Raw genomic sequence first — 25,979 nt, forward strand, 5'->3', positions numbered from 1 at the left:
AGTCCGGCTACGCATCACAGTCTTGGTGAGCCATTACCTCACCAACTAACTAATGCGACGCAGGCCCCTCCTAGAACGATCCTTGATTGGATCTTTAATAATATTCCGATGCCGGATTATTACCTATTCAGTATTAGCAATCGTTTCCAACTGTTATTCCAAATTCTAGGGCAGGTTACCTACGTGTTACTCACCCGTTCGCCACTAAGGTACAAGTACCTTCGTTCGACTTGCATGTATTAGGCACGCCGCCAGCGTTCATCCTGAGCCAGGATCAAACTCTCCAATTGATTTATTGTTTTTGTTTGATTGCTCAATTATAATTTTTATTTTTTTTGATTCTTATTACGCTCTCATCATCATTCAGTTTTCAAAGATTTTCTGCGCCGTTCTTATGGGCACTTAATTATTGTATCAAACTTTAATTGATATGTCAACTATAAAGTTTAAATAATTAATTATTTATTAACAAGTTTTATTCTTGCGGTTCCCTTTCTAGGCAACCTTTAATATGATACTACAAGTTTTATACAATGTCAACAATAAAGTCTAAATTAATCAACTTTTTATTAACAGTTTTTAACCTGTACTGTTACCTTTAGGGCAACCTTTAATATAATACTACAACATGCATGTTAAGTCAACAATAAAGTTTGTTTTTTGTTAAAATAAAAAAAGAAAGTTGTTAACAACCCTCTTTTTAGGTATTTCTGCTAATATTTAAACTATTTAACAAATAATCTAATGATATCTTGATAAGTTACAAAAATCATTAATATTAATAAGAGAATAAATGTTATTGTAATAAATGCATTCTCTACATTTTTGTTTACTTTTTTCTTTGTTATTCCTTCATATGCTAGGAATGCAAGTCTACCACCATCAAGTGCTGGAATTGGTAATAGATTTAAAAATCCAACATTAATACTTAAAAATGCAAAGAATGTCATAAAACTAATGAAACCTTGTTTACGTGCATTACTTACCATTGAAAATATTCCAACTGGTCCTGCTAGATCTTTTACTCCTACCCCGCTTACCGGATTAAATAGTAAAACTATTGTATTAAACATTTGATTAATGTCACTGCACAGTTTTTGGAATGGGTAATAAAGTGGATATAATATATTAAACTCACTTAGTTCGCCAATTCCAGCTGAATAACCAACATATTGTGAGTCTAGTTTAGCAAGAGTCTTACCTGATATATTTTCATAAGTGATACTCAACGCCTTATCTTCTCTAGTTATTTCCATATAAACATTTTTCTTTTCTTTGATTCCATCTTCTTCTAAATAATTAATTAATTCTGTCCAAGTGTTAACTGCTACATATGGATCAGTACTTTTCTTTTTATCAGCTAATAAAATACCGTTTATTTTATCCCCTTTTTGGAGGTCTTTGCTTCTACCAAAAACTTCCCCAATAATCAATTCATCAGACTGATACATATTTGTAAATCCTAGTCCCTGAAATACTACTAGTAAATCAAGTTCAAATGTTTCGTTATCATTTTTAGTAACAATCATTTTTGTATTTTTGTTTTTATAAATTTCTCTACCTATTTCATTCCAAGTTTCAACTTTGTTACCATTAATTGAAGTGATAGTATCACCTTCAACTAACTTATTGCCAATCATATTTTCATCTACGCTACCTACAACATTTTTATTTGTTGGTTTACCAATAAAGAATGCCAAAATAAATAAAATGAAAAATGCTAATAAGAAGTTTGAAGCTGGTCCTGCAAATACAACTAAAAATCTTTGCCAAATAGTTTTATTTTCATAACTTCTCTCTGCAGGTGCAAGTTGTAATTTCTTTTTAGGTGTTAGTATGTAATTAGCATCTCTTCTAACTGGATATTTTGATACTGTTCCTGAAATATTTAGTTCAATAAATAATTCTGCATTATCCTTACCATATAAGTCAAAGCTTTCCACCTTACCAATAAAATCATAACCAATTTCATTGGTCAAGATTATTTGAGATACAAAACCATCTTCATCTAATTTTATTCCAACATTTTGTCCAACGCGAACAAACTCAGAAACTGTTTCACCTGCCATAGCAACATAACCACCAAGTGGAATTGCTCTTACAGCATATAAAGTTTCACCTTTTTTCTTTTGATAAATTGCAGGTCCCATACCTATTGCAAATTCATGACATAAAATTCCTGCTTTTCTTGCAAAGTAAAAGTGTGCATATTCATGTATTAAGATATTAATTCCTAATACTAATATAAATAATATTAAATCCATTTTTTATTCTCCTTAAATCAAATTGATAAACATTAATATTGTAAATAAAATCATTGAAGCAAAGAATGATGAGTCAAATCTATCTAATACTCCACCGTGTCCAGGAAAGATGTTACCAAAATCTTTAATCTCATAATTTCTTTTAAGTTTTGAAGCTACAAGATCACCAATCTGACCACCAATTGATACTATTATTGCGATAAATATTATAATGAATGATTTTCCTACCTTATTTATATCAGAAAGATTTCCAAGTCCATCAATAATAGTATTTAATCCATTAGGATTTAAAAATTCTGTCGGTAATATTTTCCCGTATAAAATACCAAAGACACTTGCAATTGTAACAGCGATAATTGTTCCACCAATTGCACCTTCCCATGATTTTTTAGGACTGACCAAAGGTGCCATTTTATGTTTACCAAATTTGATACCTACCAAATATGCAAAAACATCAGTTAGCATTGTTATTAAAAATAAGAATACAATAAATCTTGTTCCTATTTCTTTAAGTGAAATGAGTGATCCTGCACCCAAACTAATGTAAAACATTATAAACAACATTATTCCTAAGTTATCTTTACTAAAATCTTCTTTATATATTGATAATGCCAAAATAATAATAATATTAATTAAAGTTATAATAATAAATAAATTAGGAATATGGTTATTTAAGATTATTCCTACATATGATGCTAAACTTAGTAGCATTATAATTGCTACAGATTCTTTCTTATAGTTTTTATTATACATTTTCAATAATTCAAATACCCCTATTACAACTCCTAGTCCAAATACAATTTTAAGTGGAATAGATAATTGTTCGATTATTAATAGTGGGATTAAAACTATCAACATGATTGCTCCAGTTATTGTTCTTTTCTTCATCTTCAACCTCCATGATTACTTTTAATTATAACATTTTTTTTATTAATTAAATTATAAGATAGAATATTATGTTTTTTTACATATTGTGATATAATATAACCATAAAAAAGGAGGGATAGTATGGTTAAGGCTTATAACGGTTTATCATTCATCGTTAAGTTAGTTTTACAGATTTTTCTAGGTTATTTTGTTTCAATAATCTATCGTATTGCTAGATTACTTGAAAAACCAGAATTGGGGACTGTAATTGGATTAATTCTTTCATTCTTTGCTGTTTTCTGGATTGTTGATTTAATTACAATTATTCTTACAGGGAAAATTACAATTTTAGCTTAATATAAAAAATAGACACAAAATTGATTGTGTCTATTTTTTTATTTAAATTGTCATTACTTCTTTGATTTTTGCTTCTGTTATTTGATCAATTTTTTTAACAAAAGAATCAGTCAACTTTTGAACTTCTTCTAAAGTGTTTTTTTCTAAATCTTCTGATAATTCTAATTTTTTAACTTGGTCATTACCATCTCTTCTAACATTTCTTACAAATACTTTTGTAGATTCACCAAGTTTTTCAACATCTTTACTTATTTGTTTTCTTCTTTCACCAGTTAATGCTGGTAAGATAAGTCTTATAACTACACCATCATTTTGTGGTGCAATTCCTAAGTCAGATGCATTGATTGCATGTTCAATTGCTTTTAAAGTAGATTTATCAAATGGTTTAATAATTAATTGTGTTCCTTCAGCAACACTAACTCCGGCAATTTGTTTTAAAGGAGTTAAAACACCGTAGTAGTCAATTGAAATTCTGTCTAATAATGCTGGGTTAGCTCTACCTGTTCTAACATTAGCTAATTCACGTTCTAAGTTATGAATTACTTTTTCCATGTTTTCTTCAATTGTTAGTAGTTCTAAATTAATTTGTTCTTCGAACATTATTTTTCCTCCCATTTTACGACAGTTCCAAGTTTTTCACCCATAACTGCTTTTTTAATATTTCCTTTTTTATTCATATCAAATACGATTATATTAATTTTATTATCTTTACATATTGATGCTGCAGTTGAATCCATCACCAATAAATTTTTTTCTAAAACTTCTTGTAGTGTTAATTCATTATATAATACTGCATCCGCAAATTTCTTAGGATCTTTATCATATACCCCTTCAACACCATTTTTAGCCATTAAAATAGTATCTGCACCAATTTCTGCTGCTCTAAGTCCGGCAGCTGTATCTGTTGAGAAGTATGGTGAACCTGTTCCCCCAACAAAAATTGTTACTCTTCCTTTTTCTAAATGTCTAATTGCTCTTCTTCTAATATATGGTTCAGCAACTTCTGAAACATTAACTGCACTCATAACTCTAGAAGGTACATCAATACCTTCAAGGGCATCTTGTAATGCGAGTCCATTCATTATTGTTCCTAACATTCCCATGTAATCTGCTTGAGTTCGGTCCATACCTAACTCTTCACCTATTACTCCACGCCATAAGTTACCGGCACCAATTACGACACCAATTTGTACCCCTAATGCGTATATTTCCTTAATCTCTAAAGCAATATTATGAACAGTTTTAGGATCAATTCCATAATTTGTGTTCCCTTTCATTGCCTCGCCACTTAATTTTAATATTATACGTTGGTACATATTAGCCTCCTTATAAACCTTTTGTTACAGCAGCTACTTCAGCAGCAAAATCTTCTTCTTTTTTCTCGATTCCTTCGCCAACTTCTAATCTAACAAATGATAATACTTGGTTATTATTGTCTTTTAAATATTTTGCAACTGTAATATCGCCATCTTTAACAAATGGTTGATCTACTAAACAAATGTCTTGTAAGAATTTATTTAAACGACCAATTACCATTTTTTCAACGATATTTGCTGGTTTACCTTCTTGTAATGCTTGGTTTGTTAACACTTCTTTTTCGTGTGCTAAAGTTTCTTGATCTACTTGATCTCTATTTAAGAATTTTGGATTGCTTGCTGCAACGTGCATTGCAATATCTTTAGCAACTTCTTCATTATGTTTTTCAAGTAATACAAGTGATACAATTTTACCACCCATGTGTGAATATGCTCCAAAATCTTGTGCATCTTCTTTAACAATTCTGCTTACTCTTCTTAAAGTAATTTTTTCACCAATTTTTGCTGTTGCTGCAGTTAATACATCTGCTAATTTAACACCATCAACTAATACTTCTAATGCTTCTTCCGTGTTTGATGCTTTTGAGTTTAAAATTGTATTTCCAACTTTATCTAATAAGTCTAAGAAATCTTTGTTTTTTGCAACGAAGTCTGTTTCTGAGTTTAATTCAAAAACAATTGCATCATTACCATTAACTAAAACATTTGCTAATCCTTCAGCTGCAATACGTCCTGATTTTTTTGCCGCTTGAGCAATTCCTCTTTCACGTAGGTAATCAACTGCTTTTTCAATATCACCATTTGTTTCTGTTAATGCTTTTTTACAGTCCATCATTCCTGCGCCTGTAATGTCTCTTAATTCTTTTACCATTTTTGCAGTAATTTCTGCCATGTGTATTTCCTCCTATATTTTTATGTTTATTTAAAGTAAAAGGGAACAACGTCCCTTTATAAGTTTTAATGTTTAGTTTAAAGTTACGTTTTATTTTACGTTTGTTTTAACAAATTCAACTAATTCTGCTTTTTTAAGTGTTGAGTAACCTGATAAATTATTGTTTTTTGCAATTTCTTTTAATTCAACCATTGTCATTTTTTCATAATCTACTGCAACAACTTTTGGAGCAACTTTAACTTCTGCTTTTGGTGCTACTTTAACTTCTTCTTTTGGAGCAACTTTTACTTCAGCTTTAGGTGCTACTTTTGTTTCTGTTCTTGGAACAAATTTTGAGTCTTCTTTTTTAACGAAGTTTTTGTTTCCTGGTTTTCCATCAAATCTTGGATTTCTATTTTGATTATTTTTATAATCTCTATTATTATTGTTATTATTGTTATATTCTTTTTTAGGTCTTGGTTTACGTTCTTCTCTTGAATAGTCTTGTGTTGTATCTTCATCATCTTCAACTTTTTCTACATAACCACCTTGAGCTTCGATAACTGCATTTGCCATTACGTGTGTAATTAAACTTACTGCTCTAATAGCATCATCATTAGCTGGAATAATATAGTCAACATCATTTGGATCACAGTTTGTATCTACAATACCAAAAATTGGGATGTTTAATTTTCTAGCTTCTAAGATTGCATTTTTTTCTTTATTTGGATCTACAATGAAGATTGCTTCTGGAATTTTTTTCATTTCTTTAATTCCACCTAAGTTCTTTTCTAACTTTGTTCTTTCATGAACTAATTTTAGAACTTCTTTTTTAGGTAAAACTTCAAATGTTCCGTCTTCTTCCATTTTGTATAAATCGTGTAATCTCTTAATTCTACGACGAATTGTCTTAAAGTTTGTTAGTGTACCACCTAACCAACGTTGATCAACATAGAATTGGCCTGTTCTTCCTGCTTCTTCTTTAACTGCACTTTGTGCTTGTTTTTTTGTTCCAACAAATAATACTTGTCCACCATCTTGTACTATTTGTAATAATACTTGATATGCTTCCTCAATTTTTTGTTGTGTTAATTTTAAATCAATTACGTGGATACCGTTTCTTGATGTAAAAATGTAAGGTGCCATTTTTGGATTCCAACGTCTTGTTGCGTGACCAAAATGTACCCCTGATTCTAATAATTGTTTCATTGAAACTACTGCCATAAAATTATACCTCCGTTTTGTTTTTTTCCTCTGAGTATTATTTTAAACCACCTATACTAGGCACTTGATCTAAATAAACCTACTCATGTGTATTTTATTAGCCTTTATAAATATATCATAGTTCATCGATATTTGCAAGCATTTAAATCAAATTATATGCCGCTACTACCAAAACCACCTAGTCTTACAATGTTATCACTATCTTTATCATTTGATGTCTTTAAAAAGCTTGTAAAAATACCTTGTGAGATTCTCTCACCACTTTTTACTAAAACATCTTCTTTGGTAAAGTTATACACTGGAATACTAATGTGTCCAAAATTTTCTGCATGATAATAATCAGCATCAATTACCCCGACTCCATTACTCATCATTAGACCTTTTTTAATTGCTAGTGATGATCTTGGATAGACTAGTAATACTTCATTATCTAGCATTTTAACTCTAAGACCAGTTGGAATCATTTTAATTTCACCAGCCTTTATTAAAACATCTTCACATGATGCTAAATCGTAGCCAGCACTTAATTTAGTTTGTCTAACAGGAAGTTCAATTCCTTTATTTTCATAACCTTTTACAATTTCAAATCTTCTCATATTTTTTCACCAATTGTTCTAACACTTGTCTTTCCCTTAAAAGAACTGTGCTAAACCCCTTTATATTCTTTCTATTTTCATAAATTTGATTATTATGTTTGATTACATCCTTTATTTTTACCCACTTCATTTTTAAACCTTGTTCTAATTCTCTACCTACATAATTTGGATCACTTAAATTATCTATTTTACAAAAGTAATAGTATGATTTTTGCTCATATATGTTTAAGTTACCTGAAATACCATACCGATATTCAAGGGTATAACCGAAAGGTTCTATTACTTCAATATCATTTGCTCCAGTCTCTTCTCTAATTTCTCTTTTTAATGCTTCTAAATGATCTTCATTATATTTAATTCCCCCACCGGGAAAAGTATAATCATTAAAAAGTTCTGAATAAAGTAAAAATATTTCATCATCATTATTTAATATAATTGCTCTTACTGTATTTCTTTTTTTAGTATCATTAAAATTAGTAATTCCTTCTTCAATTATTGTCTCACCAATCTTAGTCATTTTTTGCTCTCCTAGGGTGTAGTTTTTCAAATTTTTCTTTAAGTGTTTTATCTGTTACTTCAGTATATATTTGGGTTGTTTTTAAATGCTCGTGACCTAGTAATTCTTGAACTACACGTAAGTCTGCCCCATGATTTAAGAGGGTTGTTGCAAAACTATGTCTTATCATGTGAGGTGATATTTGATATGTCTCATTAGCATCACTTATTAATTTTTTCATGATTTTTTGCAGTCCTCTTTGTGTTAATTCTTCACCCCTATAATTCAACAACAACTTCTTAGTTTCTAAATCCGATTTACTAATTAATTTAGGTCTATAATTTGTTAAATAATTTTTGATTTGTTCATTTAAATTATCATGAATTGGAACATATCTATCTTTACTTCCTTTACCATGAATTAAAATTTCGTTTCTTGTAAGTCTGATATCCCCAATTTCAAGATTTGTTAATTCGCTAGATCTTAAACCACAACTAAATAAAAGTTCTAAAATTAAATAATTTCTATATCCTAGTAAGCTATCTTTATCAATACATTCAAATAAATAACTGATTTCATTTTCACTAATAACCTTAGGTAACCTCTTAGGGATTTTTGGTGTTTCAATATTTTCAAAAATATTTACATCAATAAGATTATTCATAATCATTATTTTATAAAAAGTTCTTAGACTTGATATTTTTCTTGCTATAGATTTTTTACTAAATGCTTCATCTTCTAAGTATGATAGGTAGTGTCTAGCAAGTCTTGGTCTTGTCGCTCCAAGAGCATCACTAGCAAGTTCTTCTCTAATTATAAAATTATCAAAATCTTTTAAATCTTTCATATAGCTTATTACTGTATTATCTGAATAATTTTTTTCATTTTTCAAGTAATTTTCAAAAATTTCAAAATAATTCATAATTATCTGCCTTAAATTTCTCAATCATTTCAATTGATCTTTTTACATATAATTCTTTTCTTTCTTTTTTCTTATGTTTAAAATCTAATTCTTTAACTAAACCAAAGTTTGCATTCATTGGTACAAATGATTTGTTTTTTGTACTAATATAATTTGCTAAAGATCCAATAATTGTTTCGTTATCAAGTGGTGATAATTTGTCTTTATTAATTATTGAATAAACTTGGAGTGCCACATATAAACCAGAAGATGCACTTTCAACATAACCTTCAACACCGCTTATTTGTCCGGCAAAAAATGTTTTTGGTTGACTAATTGTCTGATAACCAATATTTAAGACATTGGGACTTTCAATATATGTGTTTCTATGAATAACTCCGTATCTTAAAATGTTTGCTTTTTCGAGTCCAGGAATAAGACCAATAATTCTTTTTTGTTCACCCCATGTTAGACTAGTTTGAAACCCTACAATATTATACATTGAGTCGCTTGCATCATCCCTTCTAAGTTGAACAACTGCATAAGGTCTATCATAACCTTCTCTTTCAAGCCCAACCGGTTTTAATGGGCCAAAAGTTAATGTTTCAAATCCTCTTTTTGCCATTACTTCAACAGGCATACAACCTTCAAAGACATTATTTTCAAAGTCTTTTGGCACTACAACATTTGCATTTACTAATTCATTGTAAAAAAGATCATATTGTTCTTTTGACATAGGACAATTAATATAAGCAGCTTCTCCTTTGTCATATCTATTTTTTAAGTAACAAACATTCATATCAATTGAATCTTTTTCGATTATTGGTGCAATCGCATCAAAAAAATGAAGATCTGTATTACCAACCAACTTTTTTATTTCTTCAAATAAATTACTACTTGTTAGTGGACCGGTTGCAACAATTGTATATTCATCTTTTTTTATTGATTTTACTTCTTCTCTTATTATTTCTAAATTTGAAAAACTATTTAACTTATCTTCAATGTATTTAGAAAAGTTAATTCTATCTACAGCTAAACTTCCACCCGCTGGTACACTAGCATGATTTGCAGCTTCAATAATTAAAGAATCTAACATTTGCATTTCATGTTTTAGTAGCCCAACTGCATTAGTAATATCATTTGATCTTAAAGAATTAGAACAAACAAGTTCAGCTAAATTATTTGTTTGATGAGCATCAGTCATCTTAACTGGTCTCATTTCATATAGTTTTACGTTAATACCTCTTTTTAATAATTGGTAAGCTGCTTCACTTCCAGCTAGTCCTCCACCAATAATGTTTACGTGCATAAAATCACTCCCAATCGTTATAATTATACCATAGTATTTATTTGAATATTAAGCTTAGGATAAATAAAAAATAAAAAACTAGCCACTAATTATGGCTAGTTAAATATAGTTTTATTTTAACTGGTTCAATTAAAGCCTCAACTAGCAAGACTATAACTATTGTATTTGGAATTATTAGTCCAAGTCTAATTGGTAAATCAGCTAGTAATCCTACAAGAGATTTATGATAGTGAATATATAAACCAAATGAATTAATTATTGTTACCATTAGATATGTTAAGACAATAAACAAAGTTTTTTTCCAAATTTTACTATCTGGTTTTAAAAACAATGCTGGAAATATTCCCCACATCATTGATCCTAGTGAAAATATTGGAAAAAATGGAATTCCTGCAATTAGCACTGTAATTAAATCGGCTAAAAATGCAATAATTACACTATATTTAATTCCTAAAAATAAACCTATGATAATTATTGGTATGGCATAAAATGGTGTTCCTATTGTTGATATTGGAATAACTAGTTTAAAAACCATATCAATAATTACTGATAATGCTCCAAGTATTGATGCTAATACTATTTTCTTTAAATTCATAAAAAAAGACCTCCCTTTTTAGAGATCCACTATAAAAAAATTATACAGCGGACGCATTAGAAAACCGCCTTTTAAAGTTCGTTCTAACCCAACATCCCATGGATAGACACTTAACGCTTTCTAACTACTCTGATAATTCATTATACTATATTTCAAAATTAATTGCTGGTATATTGTTTTTAATTAGGTGATTATTAGCTTTTGAGAATGGTTTTGAGCCAAAAAAAGTACGATAGGCAGATAATGGTGAGGGATGTGATGATGAAATTACTAAATGGTTTTCATTTTTAATATACTTTTTATAGGAAATTGCTTCATTTCCCCAAAGGATAAAAACAAGCGGCTTATTGATTTTACAAATCTCTATAAAAATATTTTTACTAAATTCTTCCCATCCAATACCATGATGAGATAAAGGTTTACCTTCTTCTACAGTAAGAACAGTGTTTAATAAAAGAACTCCTTGCATACTCCATTTTACTAAACTATTATTAGTGGTAATATCAATATTTAAATCAGTTTTAAGTTCTTTTTTTATATTAGCAAGACTCTTAGGTGTATTACTTAAATTGCTACTAAATGCAAGACCATCAGCCATACCTCTAACATAATAAGGATCTTGACCAAGGATTACAACTTTTAAATTATTATTAACTAAATTAAACGCTCTGAAAACATCTTCTTCTTTTGGAAATATTTGTTTAGTTTTTCGCTCTTCTTTTAAAAAGTTATTCATTTTTAAAAAATAGTCTTTTTTTTGTTCTTTTTCTAGTATTTCGTTTAGCACTTTATCACTCCTATCGTTTAGATTATAACATAAAAAAAAGCAGAAAATTAATTCTGCTTTTATGTATCTGAATAAAAATTATTTAATTTGACTTGCTACTTTTTTAGCTGTTCTAATTAATTGTGCTGTATAGCTCATTTCATTGTCATACCATGCCATAATTTTTACTAATTGTTTTCCGTCTACGTTAACAATTTGTGTTGTATGTGCATCGTATAATGAACCGAAGTGGCTACCAACTACGTCTGATGATACGATTGGATCTGCAACGTATGCTAAAGTTTCGTTTGCTCCAGCTTTCATTGCTGCATCAATTTCTTCTAATGTAACTTGTTTGTTTAATTCAACTGTTAAGTCAACAACTGAACCTGTAATTGTTGGAACACGTAATGCTGTACCATCTAATTTTCCTTTAAGTTCTGGTATTACTAAACCGATTGCTTTAGCTGCACCTGTTGAACTTGGAATAATTGAAGTTGCTGCTGCACGTCCTCTTCTTGAGTAAATTCCTTTTTTGTGTGGTTGATCCATTAATGATTGATCTGCTGTGTAAGCATGAATTGTTGTCATGAATCCTTTAACGATTCCGAAGTTGTCATTTAACACTTTAGCTACTGGTGCTAAACAGTTTGTTGTACATGAAGCACCTGAGATAACTGTTTCTGAACCATCTAAGATGTTGTCGTTTACGTTATAAACAACTGTTTTAACATCTCCTGTTGCAGGTGCACTAACAATTACTTTTTTTGCTCCTGCTTCTACGTGCCAACCTGCTTTTTCTTGGCTTGTGAATAAACCTGTACATTCTAATACAACGTCTACTCCTAATTTACCCCATGGTAAATTTTTTGGGTCTTTTTCTGCATAAACATTAATTTTATGACCACCAACCACGATGTGATCTTCACCATTTGTAATTTCATTTGTTCTGAAATTACCGTGTGCTGAGTCATATTTTAATAAATATGCTAATGTTTCTGCATCTGTTAAGTCGTTGATTGCAACAACATCAAATGCACTGTCTTGTGATAATAAACGGTATGCTAAACGTCCAATACGTCCAAAACCATTAATAGCTACTTTAATTGCCATTTTTAATTCCTCCTTGTTTTTCGTTTTTTCATATACATTATATCACTTTCATTTTAATTTACCAATAATTATTATTGACAAATAAATGTAAACGTTTTATTTGGTATATTAGCATTTCTTTGTTATAATATTATCGGTATGCAAATATGGAGGCGATCCTTAATGTTTAAAAGTAATATTGAAATTGAATTTAAAACAGCAGTCGATAAAGAAAAATACTTAGAGATGTTACATCATTTTAACCTACAAGATAATATCTTTTTACAAACTAACTACTACTTTGATACTAAAGATTTAGAGTTAAACAAAAATGATATCGTACTTAGAATTAGAAAAAAAGGTGATCGTTTTAAGGTAACCTTAAAAAAACAAGGTGAAAAAGGTGCCTTTGAAAATCATGTGTTCTTAACTAAAGAACAAGCTGAAGAAATGATTAAAAATGGTTTTAACACTAAAGATTATTTCAAAGATTTGGATTATGATGTGACATTTAAAGCATCATTAGATAATTACCGTGTATCAACACCATATCTAAATGGAAAATTATTTCTAGATCGTTGTGATTATCATGAAAAAACTGAATACGAAATAGAATTTGAAGTTGATAATTATGAAGAAGGGGAAATTGAATTTTTTGAATTATTAAAACAATTTGATGTTACCTTTGTTAAAACAAAAAGAAAAAGTGAAAGAGCATTAAAATAATAGATCAATAGGCTAAATATTAGCCTATTTTTTATTTATAGACATAAAAAAAGTTGAATTATCAACGCTTTTTGCTTTTGATTTTCAACTCTTGTAAATATTTAGCTAATGCTTGATTGTATTCTTCTGTCTCATTGACTGAATAATCAATCTCCATTAGTAATTCTCTTAATCTTCTTGGGATAAACACTCTAATCTCTTCATCGTTATACCCAACTTGTAATCTTGTCTCATCGACAATGATAGGTCTTTTTAACACACTAGGATTTAATATGATAAACTCTTTAATTTCACTCATTAACATATCTTCTATATCTAAGTTTTGTTCTTTAAAAATTTTAGATCTTGTTGAAATAATATCATCAAAGCCATTTTCCGCATTAAGTAACATTAATTCAATATCTTCTTCTGTTAAAGGTTGAGTAAACAAGTTTTTTTCAATGTAATCTATCATATGTTCGTCTAGCCATTTTTTAGCTTTACGACATGATGAGCAACTTGGGGTTGTATATATTGTGATCATTTTACTCCTCCTTGTTAATTATAATTATAAAAATACCTATGTTAATTATATAGATAAAGTGCATTTTTTACAATAGTATATTTTACTTTTATGTTTTTATGATTTATTTTGATTTAATTTAAAAATAGTTATATAATAACATATAAGAAAAATTAGAGGTGAAATACGTGAGTAAATGGAATTTAACAGAGTATTATAAAAATGAAAGTGATTGGAATAAAGATTTAGAACAACTTAAATCATTAATTCCAGTTCTTGAAGGATTTCAAGGTAAATTAAATGATTATAATAATTTTCTTGAATTTTTTAAAGTTGATGAAGAAACAACTAAATTATTTTATCGCTTATATGGCTATGCACATTTATCAAGTGATTTAAATTTAAAAGATGTAGCTAAATCAACAATGGTACAACAAATTATGATTGTTGTTAATGAATTAAGTCAAAAAACTGCATGGTCAAGTCCTGAGATTTTATCTCTTGGTAAAGAAAAAGTTATGGATTTCTTAAATCGTGATGAATTTTTAAAACCACATATTTTTCCACTTGAAAAATTATTCATGCAACAAAAACATGTTTTAAGTGAAGTTGAAGAAAAAATATTATCAAACTTTGGACCTGCATCAAGCGTTTCAACAAACCTTTATCAGTCAGTTTCAATAATTGATGCTAAAAATGAAAAAGTTACACTTGATAGTGGAGAAGAGATTACGGTAACTCCTTCTACTTATCGTGCTTTAATTGCTGAAAGTAAATCAAGTGAAGACCGTAGAAAAATCTTCGAAGCTGTTTTTAAAAGATATGAAGATAGTAAAACAACTTTTGCAAATATCTATAACTTAGTGTTACAACAACAAGCTGCAAGATACAAATCAAGACATTATGAAAATGCACTAAGTGCTGCTTTATTTGCAAACAATATTCCCGAGTCAGTTTTCCATAATCTTAAAGACGTGGCATTTGAAAATACTAACGGAATAAAGAAATATATTAAACTTAGAAAAGAATATTTAAAATTAGATGAGTATCACACATATGATCGTTTTATTCAGCTTGCAAAAGATGAAACAAAATATGATTTTGAAAAATCAAAGACACTTTTCTTTGATTCAATTAAAGATTTAGATAGTGAATTTGTTTCAATGCAAAAAGAAGCACTTGCTGATGGGTTTGTTGATGTGCTTCCAAATGATGGAAAAAGAACTGGTGCTTATTCAATGAGTCTTTATGGATATCACCCATACATTTTACTAAATCATGACTTCACATTAGATTCAGTGTTTACACTTGCTCACGAGGCTGGTCATAGTGCACACTCATTATTCTCCAATAGCAATCAACCAATGCCAATTTCTAAATATACAATTTTTGTTGCGGAAATTGCTTCTACTTTTAATGAACATGTCTTACTTGATCACTTATTAACACAAGTAAAAGATAAAAATCAAAGAATTGCATTATTGCAAACTGCAATCGATGGAATTATGGCAACATTCTTTAGACAAACCCTATTTGCAACTTATGAATACGAAGCAAGTGAATTAGTAAATAAAGGTATGCCAATTAATGCCGATGTTTTATCAAAAATTATGATTGATCTATATAAACACTACTATGACTTAGACATTACTAAAGAAAAAGGTAAACAATATATTTGGGCATATATCCCACATCTATTCCAAACACCATTTTATGTTTATCAATACGCAACAAGTTTTGCTGCTTCTTTAAAAATTTACAAAAACATTAAAGATGGCTTACCTAATGCCTTTGAAAACTATAAAACAATGTTAAAATCAGGTGGTTCACAATTCCCAGTTGAACAAGCAAAAATCGCTGGAGCAGACTTAACAAATAAAGAAACAATCTTAGCAGTTGTTGAACGTTTTAACTTCTTAGTTGATGAACTTGAAAAAACATTGACTAATTAATTTATTTAAGATAAAATAAAGATGCAATGATAAGGAAGGTTTATTAAACAATCTTTTAAAGCGATATTGGAATAGTGTAAGCCAATAACTGATTTAATAAATTTGGGACCTTTAGCATAAAATTTAATTCAAGGGCTAGATTAATCTAGAACTAAGGTGGCACCGCGTATATTATACGTCCTTAGAATTTATTCTTTGGGCGTATTTTTATTTATAGAAAGGAAGATTTATATGAAAAGATTAGTATCAGGCATTAAACCAACTGGAGAACTAACACTTGGTAATTATATTGGCGCTTTAAAAAACTTTGTTCAATTACAAAATGAGTTGGAAGATACCGAATTTTTTATCTTTATTGCTGATCTACACGCAATAACAACTATGCAAGAAAAGAGCAATTTAAGAAAAAATATTAAAAATATTGCAGCAATTTACATTGCTTGTGGCCTAGATCCTAATAAGGTAAACTTATTTATTCAGTCAGAAGTTAATGAACATGCTGAGTTAGGTTATGTTATGGAATCTACTTTATACATTGGCGAAATGGAACGTATGATTCAGTATAAAGAAAAAAGAGCAAACAATGAAGAGGCAATTAGAACATCACTTCTTACATATCCTGCTTTAATGGCTGCTGATATTTTATTATATGATGCTTCTATTGTTCCAATTGGTGAAGATCAAACTCAGCATCTAGAAATAACTAAAGTTGCAGCAACAAGATTTAATCATTTATATGGTGAGACTTTTACTATTCCATCTGGCTTTACACCAAAAACTGGAGCTAGAATTATGGGACTTCAAGATCCAACTAAAAAGATGAGTAAAAGTGCTGATAAAACACCAAAAGATTATATTTTACTATTAGATGATTTAAATCAAGTACGTAATAAAATAAAATCAGCAATAACCGATTCAGATAATAAAATATATTTTGATAAAGAAAACAAGCCTGGAATTTCAAACTTACTAACAATTTATTCAAGTTTAACAAATATTAAAATTGATGATTTAGTAGCTAAATATGAAAATATAAGTTATGGTGAATTTAAATCTGATTTAGCAGAAATTGTTGTTAGTGAATTAAGCGTGATTCAAGAAAGATACAAAGAAATAATTGGCAAGAAAGAACTTGATTTGTATTTAGATAAGGGTAGGGAAAATGCAAAGAGAGTTGCTTCAAGAAAATTAAAGAAAGTTTATGAACGAATTGGTTTAGGACGTAAATAATTAAAAAATAACACTTTATTTTAAAGTGTTATTTTTTTCTTCTATTTGTCTTTTATATCCTTTAATCTTTTTATCTGCATCTAACAAATCTTGTTTTGTTGCCCCTGCAAGTAATAAAACATCATCTTCTAATATTTCTCTACTTCCTCTTGGTGGAATCATTTCATAATCTCTCTTAATCAAAACAATGAGTATTGTATCTGGTATCTCTAGTTCTTTAATTCTTTTTCCAATAATCTCATTACCATGTTCTATATGGACTTCTAAAAGGTCAGTAAAGATTGCTCCACTATAATCGGTAAAGACTTTTAATGATGAACTATCTTCTTCTTCAATAAGATCTAATTTTTTTGCAACCGGAACTAAAAGTAACCCTTGCATTAATACTGAGACAATCGCAACAACGAAAACAATGTCAAAAATATATGTGCCCTTATCCAAATTATTTGAGAAAACAAAGATTGCAAACACAATTGATGCCGCACCTCTAAATCCTACCCATGAGACTAAGATACTATCTTTAAATGGTTTTTTAAATATCTTCATAATCGGAATAACTGCAAGTGGTCTTGCCACAAATGAGATAAATAATGCTATAAGTATTCCAGGAATTAATGCTTCTACTAACAAGCTTGGTATCACAAATAATCCTAGTGTAAAGAATAATAATATTTGAGCAAGCCATGAAAATCCATCAAAAAACTGAGTTAGTGATGCTTTGTAAACTATATTAGTATTTCCCATAATTATTCCTGTTAAATAAACAGCTAAAAATCCATTACCACCTAAATAAGAAGCAAGGCCAAATGATAATAACATTAAACCAAGCGATAAAATTATATATAAACCATCTACTTCTAATTTTATTTTATTAATTATTTTAACACCAAGTAATCCAACTAACGCACCAATTGCAATCCCATTGACTACTTGAAGAAAAAATGTTAGAAAAATACTTGTCCCATTATTAGTAATTGCCCCAATTAAAATAATTGTTATCATATAAGCACTTGGATCGTTTGAACCACTTTCCATTTCAAGAAGAGGGCCAATATTATTTTTTAAGTTTAGTTTCTTACTCCTTAAAATAGAAAATACTGCAGCAGCATCTGTCGATGAAATAATTGCCCCAATTAATAAAGCTTCTAGCCACGTAAAATCTTTAATAATTATTTTAGTAAAAAGACCAACTGCAAACGCAGTAATAAATACCCCAACACTAGCAAGAGCAATCGAGACATTAGAGTTTGTTTTTGCTTTTTTCCAGTTAGTATCAAATCCTCCTGAAAAAATAATTACAAGGAGCGCAAAACTTGCAATACTTTCTGCAAGCTTAAAATCATTAAATTCAATTATTCCAAATTTACTATTTCCAGCAAGCATTCCCATTACTAAAAATAATATTAAAGTTGGTATTCCAAAACGATACATCGCTTTTGATAAGAATACACTAAATAGTAAGACTATTCCACCGATTAATATTAATATTTCAAGTCCCATCGTAATCACATCCTACATATTATATTACCACACACTTTTAATTTATAAAAGTGATAAGTTAAAGAAAAAAGAAAACAGACCAATTGGTCTGTCAATTAAAATTATCAAAAATTGTAAGGGGTAAAAAGTCTTTGTTGTCGATTATTATTTGCCATTTTGCACTTCTACCTGTACCGATTGCTCTAATTTTTCCTTCATCTCTTAATTTAAATAAAGTACGATTTATTGTAGAATTACTAATTGTCGGATGAATCTTTCTAATATCGTCTTTTGAGAAATCCTTACTAAACTTTAAAATTGTATTTTCAATACTATCTGTTTTATTAAGTCTTGTTTGGAATTCAAACTCATACGAGAAATCGTCAACTTCTTTTAATGAACTACTAATTATTTTATATATAACTTCATTTAAGTTATCAGTTTGAGGAAACTTACTATGCCAGTTGTAACTTGCCAAATCTAGACTATAATTAAAAAGTTCTAAATTTTCATTAAAATATTTAAAGAATGATACATATTTAAAATTAGGAAACTCTTTAAAAATTAATGAATATAAAACTAGTAATCCTATTTCTCTATTGTGTTTATCGAAGATTTCAAGGTTAATAAAATCTACATAAAAGTTAGTTATAAGAATTAACTGTTCATATGTTTTCGTCTTTGTTAAGTCTTCATATAGTTTTATTAAATTATCTAAAACATCAAGAGTTGATGAATTTTTTTCTAAAAAACCTTCATCAATTACTTGGGTTTTTTTATACTTAATGTTACTAATATTTTTAGTAATTCTTTTTCCTAAATTATAAATTTCATTTGAAATTAATTCAAAATCATTACTTTTTTTATGAACTAATTCTATTACATTTTTCAAGTTTAATAGTAGTTGCTCATCATTATTTTTTGGTTGGAAATCTTTTCTGCTACAAAAAGAGATTCTTGCATCAGTTAATTTTAAACCAAAAACTCTAGCTATGCTTTTAACATCCTCTTCAAGTGTTTTATTTAGTAATGAGTTAAGGTCATTACTAAATAGATCATCATAATAAAATATCTTTCCCTTTGCCTCATAAAGTTCTAATAAAACCATTAAGGTTTCTTGTTTGATTTGAATTCTGCTAATATTATTTAATGCATGCATAATTAATCTTCAAAACTAGATCCACCAATAAATTCTCTAAGTAATGAATTTACTGGTATTTTATTATCATCAATATCAATAAAATACTTTAAAAACTTAAGTAATCTATTTGCTGTGATAAAATGTCTACTTTCTCTTGGAATTGCTTGTAATTGCCCTAATGCATGTTTCTTTAAAACACCAAATTCATATGTTAATTCACTATTGTAAACAAAGTTTGCCTCATTTTGATAAGGATAAATCCACTTGAATTCTCCTCTTCTTACACTTGGCCACATATCAAATGTTTCCTCAGCACTTGAATTACGGTATTTAAAATCTCTTACCAATCTTCTAATTAATCTTAAATCTGTTATTGAGATTGGATTATGATTGTCAATATGAAGTTGAGTTTGAGGGGAAATATATATTTTAAATTTTTGATGATTTGGAATACTCTTTGTTAATTCATTATTTAAGGCATGAATTCCTTCAATAATTATTATTTGGTCTTTTTGTAATTTAAAAGTTTTACCTTTTTCTCTCTTGCCAATTTGGAAATTAAATTTTGGTAATGTAACTTCTTCACCTCTAATAATTGCTGCCATATCACTATTAAATAACTCAACATCAAGTGCATTGATATGTTCTAAGTCTGGCGATCCGTCTTCATTTTTAGGAGCATCCATCTTACTAAAATAATAATCATCGATTGAAATCATTACAGGCTTAATGCCTCTAGTTTTAAGTTCAATTCTAAGTCTATTTGAAAAAGTTGTCTTACCACTTGAAGAAGGTCCAGCAATAGTAATTAAACTAATATCTTCTTTATTTTCTTCAATTAAATCACCAAGTCTAACTAATTGATAGTTATGTTTTGCTTCACACATATTAATAAAATCTGAAACATCATGTTTATTATTAGTGTGTTTATTAATGTTTGAAATATTTCCACCACCAATAATATCTCCCCATTTTGCTGATTCTCTTAATGCTTTACCAAAAACTGGCTCATCAATAAATGTTGGGATTTGTCCTTTTGCTTCCGCTCTTGGATATTGAATTAAAAATCCTGGATTATATAAAATTAAATTATAGTTATTTAGTAATCCAGTCTCTGGTAACATATAACCAAACATATAGTTAAAATAACCATCGCATTCATAGAGGTTTACGTATTCTTCCTTACGATACTTTAAAACTTCAACCTTATCAGGCATATTAAATTTCGAATATAGTCTATTTGCTTCACCAATTGAAATTCTTCTTCTTTCAATTTTCAAGTTTGCATTAATGATTCTATCGATTTCATTTTTTATCGAGGTTAATATTTTATCAGTCATAACAATATTATCTATTCTAGCTAAAATTGTTCTTGAGACATTATAACTAAATGTAACATTTGATTTAGGATATAGATTATGGATTGCTTTAGCGATCACATAGCGAAGTGTTGTCTCGTAAATCTTGATGGCATCACTACTTTCAAATCCAAGGAAAAACACTTCTGCATTGTCATCAATAACATAACTTAATTCTCTTAATCTTTGATTAACTTTTGCTGCTAAAACATTTTTTATGTTTGCTTTTTCTGCAACTTCCATCAATGTTGGTGGAATTTCAAATTCATAAATTTTGCCGTTTACTGTAACTTTACTCATAAATCCTCCTCTTATTCATCAAATAAATCTAGTCTTGATATTCTAATTTTCTTTTCTTTATTTTTATCATTATTAATTAAATCTTGTTCTTCAATTAGTGGTTTAACCTCTACTTTTTTAGTGTTTGACTTTAAGCCTTTAAGAACAATCGGAACTTCATCAATTGCATCTTCAATAAATATTTTATAACCTTGTTCGGTTTGTTCATCAAACATTTTTTTACCAAATTTATTATAGTGATATTTATATTCACTTACTGTAGTCTCAATTGTTTGTTTTGTTGTTACTAAGAATGAGCTAACATTTTCACGTTCCTGAGTCTTAGATAATCTTGCAGCTCCAACTATACTATGTGGGTTAGATTTTAATTGTTCAATTACTCTAACTCCTTTTCTATTTCTAGTATAAACTGCAATTTCCGAAACAGTATCTTTAATAATATGACCTCTTACACTTAACATTACAAAACTATCTTCACTAAAACTATAGAATGATTCTACTAACTCATCGTCAGTTAAACTAATTCCCATCACACCACCAGCAGTTGTTCCGTATTCAGGTAGGTCTGATGCTTTAAATCTTAAAACAAAACCATTTTTAGTAACTGAAATAATATTTTCTTTTTGATTAATATCAACACTTACTAATTCATCACCTTTAGCAAGTCTCATTGCTCTAATTGCTTTTGAGTATCTAGATACTTGGAAATCAATTAATTTCGTTTGTTTCATATTACCCTTTTTAGTTGCTAATAATAGATTAATATTATCTTCAAACTTACTTATGCTAATAACTTTAATTACACGTTCATTATTAATCGGTACTATATTACCTAAATGAACACCTAAATCACGCCATCTTTGTTCATCTATTTTAAAGACTGGTAAATAAATGTAATTACCTAAGTTTGTAAAGATAAGAAGGGTATCTAGATTAGATACTTCTTTCTTAAAGATTAATCCATCATCATTTTTTAAACCAATTGTTTGGCTTGCTTGATAACTTCTCACACTTGAACGTTTCACATAACCATCTTTTGTAATACCGATAATTACATTTTCATCACTTATTAAATCACGTTCATCAATCTTAATATTTTCAATCTCATCTTCAATTACTGTTTTACGCTTTACATTTATTTTATCTTTTGTTTCAAGTAACTCTTCTTTAATTACATCTTTTAAAACATTTTCATTAGATAATATTTCATTTAATCTAGCAATTTTAATATTTAATTCATCAGATTCATTTTCCAGTGCTAAAACATCAGTATTAGATAATCTATATAGTTGTAATGTTACGATTGCTTCTGCTTGTAGATCCGTAAATTGAAATCTATTCATAATATTTTCTTTTGAATCAGCTTTGTTTTTTGAGCCTCTAATAATTTTAATGATTTCTTCTAAGACTGAAACCATTTTAATTAAACCAAGGACGATGTGTAATCTCTTCTCTGCTCTTCTTAACTCATAGTTTGATCTATTTGTAATAACTTCTTTTTGGTGATCAATATAAGCCTTTAGTAATGGTTTAACACCGACTTGGTATGGTCTTCTATTTAAAATTGCAGTAATATTATAATTATATGCAACTTGAAGATCTGATTGTTTAAATAAGTAATTTAAAATAAAATTACTATCTGCACCTTTTTTTAAATCGATTGCAATTCTTAAACCTTCTTGGTCAGTTTCATCTCTAATTTCTAAAATATCATCAATCTTTTTATCGATTCTAAGTAGGTCAATTGATCTTACTAAATCAGATTTATTAATTTCATATGGTATTTCTGTAATAATAATTCTTTCCTGATTTTTAGCAATCTCTTCAGTATGAGTTTTTGCTCTAATAATGATTTTCCCACTACCAGTTTTTAGGGCTTGTTTAATTCCGTTTCTACCTTGAACTATCCCACCTGTTGGAAAATCTGGTCCCTTAATATATGAAATTAATTTTGAATCACTAATTTCATCATCATCAATTAAAGCAATCGTTGCATTAATAACTTCACCTAGGTTATGAGGTGGAATATTTGTTGCATACCCAGCACTAATCCCTTTAGAACCATTTACTAAAAGATTAGGAAACTTAGCTGGTAAAACAGTTGGTTCTAATTCCTCATCATCAAAGTTTGGAACAAAAGGCACTGTTTTTTTATCAATATCTTTAAGTAAATATTCACTTGGTAATGATAATCTTGCTTCTGTATAACGCATTGCCGCTGCACTATCACCATCAATTGATCCATTATTACCATGCATATCAATTAATGGTAATAACATTTTAAAATCTTGACTCATTCTAACCATCGCATCATAAATACTTGAATCCCCATGTGGGTGATATTTACCCATTACTTCACCGGCAATTCTTGCACTCTTTTTATATGGCTTATTATAGTTCATTCCAAGTTCATTCATTGCATATAAGATTCTTCTTTGAACTGGTTTTAAACCATCTCTTGCATCAGGTAAGGCACGGTCTTGGATAATATATTTTGAATATCTGGCAAACCTTTCTGATACTACATCTTCTAAGGATTCATTAACAATGTTTTCAATATATTCATTAATCTTATTTAAATTCTTACTCATTGTTTGCCCCCTTATCAATATCAAAATCGTCGGTTATTTCAAAGTCAACATAACCTTCAATCCACTCTCTTCTTGGTTCTACTTTATCGCCCATTAAGATTTCTATTTTTTTATCGCTTGCTGCATAATCATCGATATTAATTTGAATTAACATACGACTTTCAGGATTCATAGTTGTATGCCATAGTTCTTGATAATTCATTTCACCAAGACCTTTATATCTTTGAATTGTATAATTTTTTACTTTTAAATGATCTTGCATTTCTTCATTAGTCCAGCAGTAAATAACTTCTTTCCCACTTGTAAGTTTATATAATGGTGGCAGGGCAATATATACTCTTCCTGCTTTTATAAGTTCTGGCATAAATCTAAAGAAGAATGTTAATAATAATACTTGAATATGAGCTCCATCAGTATCAGCATCAGTCATAATAATAACTTTACCATAGTTTGATTTTTTAATATCAAAATCAGGACCAAAGTCTGCTCCTATAGTATGAATGATTGTATTTATTTCTTCGTTTTTTAATACTTGCTCCATATTACTCTTTTCACTATTGATAACTTTACCACGCAATGGCAAAATTGCTTGATGTTTTCTGTTTCTAGCTTGTTTTGCTGATCCACCAGCAGAATCACCTTCCACTAAAAATAACTCGTTTAAGAGCTTATCCTTGCTTTGTGCCGGGGTTAGTTTACCGGTTAGACTTACTTCGTTTTTACTCTTTGATTTACTATTTCTTGCTAGATCTCTTGCTTTTCTTGCAGCATCTCTTGCTCTTTGTGCAAGTAATGATTTATTAATAATTGTTTCAGCAAAACTTCTGTTTTCTTCTAGATAAGTTGTAAAGTATTCATATGTTAAATTATCAGTTGCTGTTCTTGCATCTGGAGTTCCTAGTTTCCCTTTTGTTTGTCCTTCAAACTCTAAGATTTGTTCTGGGATTCTAAGTGATAAAACAGCAGTTAGTCCCTCACGAATATCACTTCCATCTAAATTTAAGTCCTTATCTTTAAGGAAATTATACTTTCTTGCAAAATCATTAGTTGCTTTAGTAAGTCCTAACTTTAACCCAACCTCATGGCTTCCACCATCGGTTGTTCTAACATTATTAACAAATGAAATAATTTTTTCATTATAACTATTAGTAAACTGAATTGCGATATCTACTTCAATTACATTATTACTTGGTGTTTTATAACTTGAATTAATTAAATATGTATCATTTACTGTTTCTTTTCCTTCATTTAGGAAACTAACATATTCTTTAATTCCGTCATTATAACAAAATACTTCTTTATGTTTATTTCTCTCATCAATCAAAGTAATTTTTAAACCACTAATTAAAAAAGCCGATTGTCTAATACGTTCTTTGATTAAATCGAATGAAAAGATCGTTGTTGAAAAAATCTTTGGATCTGGTTTAAACCAAATTGTTGTTCCGGTTTTATTTGTAGTACCAATTTTTTCAATTGGAAAAATTTTACTTCCCCCATTTTCAAATCTTTGACGATGAACTAATCCATCACGATATATAGTAACTTCTAAAAACTGTGAAAGTGCATTAACAACAGCAGATCCAACACCATAAAGTCCCCCTGATACTTTATAGCCTCCTTCAGATCCAAACTTACCACCTGAATGAAGTCTAGCAAAAATAACTTCAGTTGTAGATACCCCAGATTCATGCTTCTTATAAGGTACACCACGACCGGAGTCTGATATTTCAATACTATTATCTTTTTTTATTATTACTTCTATTTCTTTACCATATCCTGCTAAGACTTCGTCAATTCCGTTATCTATTATTTCCCATACAAGATGATGTAGTCCTTTATTATCAGTTGAACCAATATACATCCCTGGTCTTTTTCTAACAGCCTCTAATCCTTCAAGAATCTGAATCGACGATTCATCATAGCCTTTTTCTTTTTTATTCATATTATCACCATTACCTTACTTCTTTAGTTATTATATCAAAAAAAGCCAAATCATTCAATTAGCATATATTTATATTATTATTTAATTTTAATTTTTTTTATTGT

23 protein-coding genes, 1 rRNA gene, 1 pseudogene and 1 riboswitch are annotated in these 25,979 nt (G+C 28.9%); of the genes and pseudogenes, 4 read left to right on the forward strand and 21 right to left on the reverse strand.

All coding sequences use genetic code 11. The annotated features are described in order from the left end of the window. From T352_RS0105620 to T352_RS0105630, 3 genes are all read right to left on the reverse strand, one after another. Positions 1-290, reverse strand: a 16S ribosomal RNA gene (locus T352_RS0105620); the annotation flags it as partial. 435 nt (positions 291-725) lie between these two features. Next, positions 726-2,264 carry an RIP metalloprotease RseP gene (gene rseP, locus T352_RS06970; protein ID WP_026392129.1) on the reverse strand — a complete coding sequence of 513 codons (1,539 nt, stop codon included), beginning with the start codon at positions 2,262-2,264 and terminating at the stop codon, positions 726-728. Positions 2,265-2,276: 12 nt separating this feature from the next. Next, complete coding sequence (locus tag T352_RS0105630; RefSeq protein WP_026392130.1) at positions 2,277-3,152, reverse strand: phosphatidate cytidylyltransferase; 876 nt, start codon at positions 3,150-3,152, stop codon at positions 2,277-2,279. A 120-nt stretch (positions 3,153-3,272) separates the two neighbouring features. Here T352_RS0105630 and T352_RS0105635 point away from each other — a divergent pair, with 120 nt between their 5' ends. Beyond that, positions 3,273-3,488 carry a hypothetical protein gene (locus T352_RS0105635; RefSeq protein WP_026392131.1) on the forward strand — a complete coding sequence of 72 codons (216 nt, stop codon included), beginning with the start codon at positions 3,273-3,275 and terminating at the stop codon, positions 3,486-3,488. 42 nt (positions 3,489-3,530) lie between these two features. On the opposite strand, the gene frr is transcribed toward T352_RS0105635, so the two are convergent. The 12 genes and pseudogenes from frr to gap form a co-directional block, all read right to left on the reverse strand. Next, on the reverse strand, positions 3,531-4,088 hold the full coding sequence (frr, locus tag T352_RS0105640) for a ribosome recycling factor (protein WP_035345517.1): 558 nt from the start codon (positions 4,086-4,088) through the stop codon (positions 3,531-3,533). After that, a complete protein-coding gene (gene pyrH / locus T352_RS0105645) occupies positions 4,088-4,804 on the reverse strand; it encodes a UMP kinase (protein ID WP_026392133.1) in 717 nt (238 codons plus the stop codon). Before pyrH ends, frr begins: the two co-directional genes overlap by 1 nt. 10 nt (positions 4,805-4,814) lie before the next feature. Then, entirely contained in the window at positions 4,815-5,696 is an 882-nt protein-coding gene (gene tsf / locus T352_RS0105650) for a translation elongation factor Ts (RefSeq protein ID WP_026392134.1), read from the reverse strand. Positions 5,697-5,786: 90 nt separating this feature from the next. Further along, positions 5,787-5,894 (reverse strand): Rho termination factor N-terminal domain-containing protein, encoded by a 108-nt coding sequence (locus tag T352_RS07345; RefSeq protein WP_257534281.1) that lies wholly within the window; start codon positions 5,892-5,894, stop codon positions 5,787-5,789. Positions 5,895-6,217: 323 nt separating this feature from the next. Continuing rightward, positions 6,218-6,899: pseudogene (rpsB, locus tag T352_RS07350) on the reverse strand (30S ribosomal protein S2); the annotation flags it as partial. A 152-nt stretch (positions 6,900-7,051) separates the two neighbouring features. Next, positions 7,052-7,495 (reverse strand): dUTP diphosphatase, encoded by a 444-nt coding sequence (gene dut / locus T352_RS0105660; protein ID WP_026392136.1) that lies wholly within the window; start codon positions 7,493-7,495, stop codon positions 7,052-7,054. Next, positions 7,482-8,012 (reverse strand): NUDIX hydrolase, encoded by a 531-nt coding sequence (locus T352_RS06695; protein ID WP_162151232.1) that lies wholly within the window; start codon positions 8,010-8,012, stop codon positions 7,482-7,484. The genes dut and T352_RS06695 overlap by 14 nt, the downstream gene beginning before the upstream one ends. Beyond that, positions 8,005-8,913, reverse strand: a complete 909-nt coding sequence (gene xerA, locus T352_RS0105670; protein WP_026392137.1) for a site-specific tyrosine recombinase/integron integrase — start codon at positions 8,911-8,913, stop codon at positions 8,005-8,007. The genes T352_RS06695 and xerA overlap by 8 nt, the downstream gene beginning before the upstream one ends. Then, complete coding sequence (gene trmFO, locus T352_RS06700; protein ID WP_162151233.1) at positions 8,900-10,201, reverse strand: methylenetetrahydrofolate--tRNA-(uracil(54)-C(5))-methyltransferase (FADH(2)-oxidizing) TrmFO; 1,302 nt, start codon at positions 10,199-10,201, stop codon at positions 8,900-8,902. Before trmFO ends, xerA begins: the two co-directional genes overlap by 14 nt. 85 nt (positions 10,202-10,286) lie before the next feature. After that, the gene (locus tag T352_RS0105680; protein WP_026392138.1) at positions 10,287-10,796 is read right to left on the reverse strand and encodes an ECF transporter S component; all 510 of its coding nucleotides are present in this window, start codon (positions 10,794-10,796) and stop codon (positions 10,287-10,289) included. A gap of 43 nt (positions 10,797-10,839) precedes the next feature. Continuing rightward, positions 10,840-10,930: riboswitch (THF riboswitch) on the reverse strand. An 11-nt stretch (positions 10,931-10,941) separates the two neighbouring features. Continuing rightward, positions 10,942-11,583 (reverse strand): uracil-DNA glycosylase, encoded by a 642-nt coding sequence (locus tag T352_RS0105685; protein ID WP_026392139.1) that lies wholly within the window; start codon positions 11,581-11,583, stop codon positions 10,942-10,944. A 78-nt stretch (positions 11,584-11,661) separates the two neighbouring features. Beyond that, positions 11,662-12,675: a type I glyceraldehyde-3-phosphate dehydrogenase gene (gene gap, locus T352_RS0105690; RefSeq protein WP_026392140.1), complete on the reverse strand. Its 1,014-nt coding sequence runs from the start codon at positions 12,673-12,675 to the stop codon at positions 11,662-11,664. Positions 12,676-12,837: 162 nt separating this feature from the next. Between gap and T352_RS0105695 the strand changes: the two genes are divergently transcribed. After that, a complete protein-coding gene (locus T352_RS0105695; RefSeq protein ID WP_026392141.1) occupies positions 12,838-13,380 on the forward strand; it encodes a CYTH domain-containing protein in 543 nt (180 codons plus the stop codon). A gap of 61 nt (positions 13,381-13,441) precedes the next feature. Here T352_RS0105695 and spx read toward each other — a convergent pair whose 3' ends face one another. Then, positions 13,442-13,903, reverse strand: coding sequence for a transcriptional regulator Spx (gene spx, locus T352_RS0105700; RefSeq protein ID WP_162151234.1), 462 nt, complete (start codon positions 13,901-13,903; stop codon positions 13,442-13,444). Between the two features lie 167 nt (positions 13,904-14,070). Between spx and pepF the strand changes: the two genes are divergently transcribed. Next, positions 14,071-15,834 (forward strand): oligoendopeptidase F, encoded by a 1,764-nt coding sequence (gene pepF, locus T352_RS0105705; protein ID WP_051615859.1) that lies wholly within the window; start codon positions 14,071-14,073, stop codon positions 15,832-15,834. 231 nt (positions 15,835-16,065) lie between these two features. Next, positions 16,066-17,064: a tryptophan--tRNA ligase gene (trpS, locus tag T352_RS0105710; RefSeq protein WP_026392144.1), complete on the forward strand. Its 999-nt coding sequence runs from the start codon at positions 16,066-16,068 to the stop codon at positions 17,062-17,064. Between the two features lie 15 nt (positions 17,065-17,079). Here the strand turns inward: trpS and T352_RS06705 are convergent, their stop codons facing one another. From T352_RS06705 to parE, 5 genes are all read right to left on the reverse strand, one after another. Further along, positions 17,080-18,564: a potassium/proton antiporter gene (locus T352_RS06705; RefSeq protein WP_051615860.1), complete on the reverse strand. Its 1,485-nt coding sequence runs from the start codon at positions 18,562-18,564 to the stop codon at positions 17,080-17,082. Positions 18,565-18,655: 91 nt separating this feature from the next. After that, the gene (locus T352_RS0105720; RefSeq protein WP_162151235.1) at positions 18,656-19,702 is read right to left on the reverse strand and encodes a hypothetical protein; all 1,047 of its coding nucleotides are present in this window, start codon (positions 19,700-19,702) and stop codon (positions 18,656-18,658) included. A gap of 2 nt (positions 19,703-19,704) precedes the next feature. Next, positions 19,705-21,342: a nucleoside kinase gene (locus tag T352_RS0105725; protein ID WP_035345520.1), complete on the reverse strand. Its 1,638-nt coding sequence runs from the start codon at positions 21,340-21,342 to the stop codon at positions 19,705-19,707. Between the two features lie 11 nt (positions 21,343-21,353). Further along, positions 21,354-23,933, reverse strand: a complete 2,580-nt coding sequence (gene parC / locus T352_RS0105730; RefSeq protein ID WP_026392147.1) for a DNA topoisomerase IV subunit A — start codon at positions 23,931-23,933, stop codon at positions 21,354-21,356. Then, entirely contained in the window at positions 23,926-25,875 is a 1,950-nt protein-coding gene (gene parE, locus T352_RS0105735; protein WP_026392148.1) for a DNA topoisomerase IV subunit B, read from the reverse strand. Before parE ends, parC begins: the two co-directional genes overlap by 8 nt. Positions 25,876-25,979: the final 104 nt, after the last annotated feature.

This window comes from Haploplasma modicum ATCC 29102 (assembly GCF_000687835.1).
Lineage (GTDB): Bacteria > Bacillota_I > Bacilli_A > Acholeplasmatales > Acholeplasmataceae > Haploplasma > Haploplasma modicum.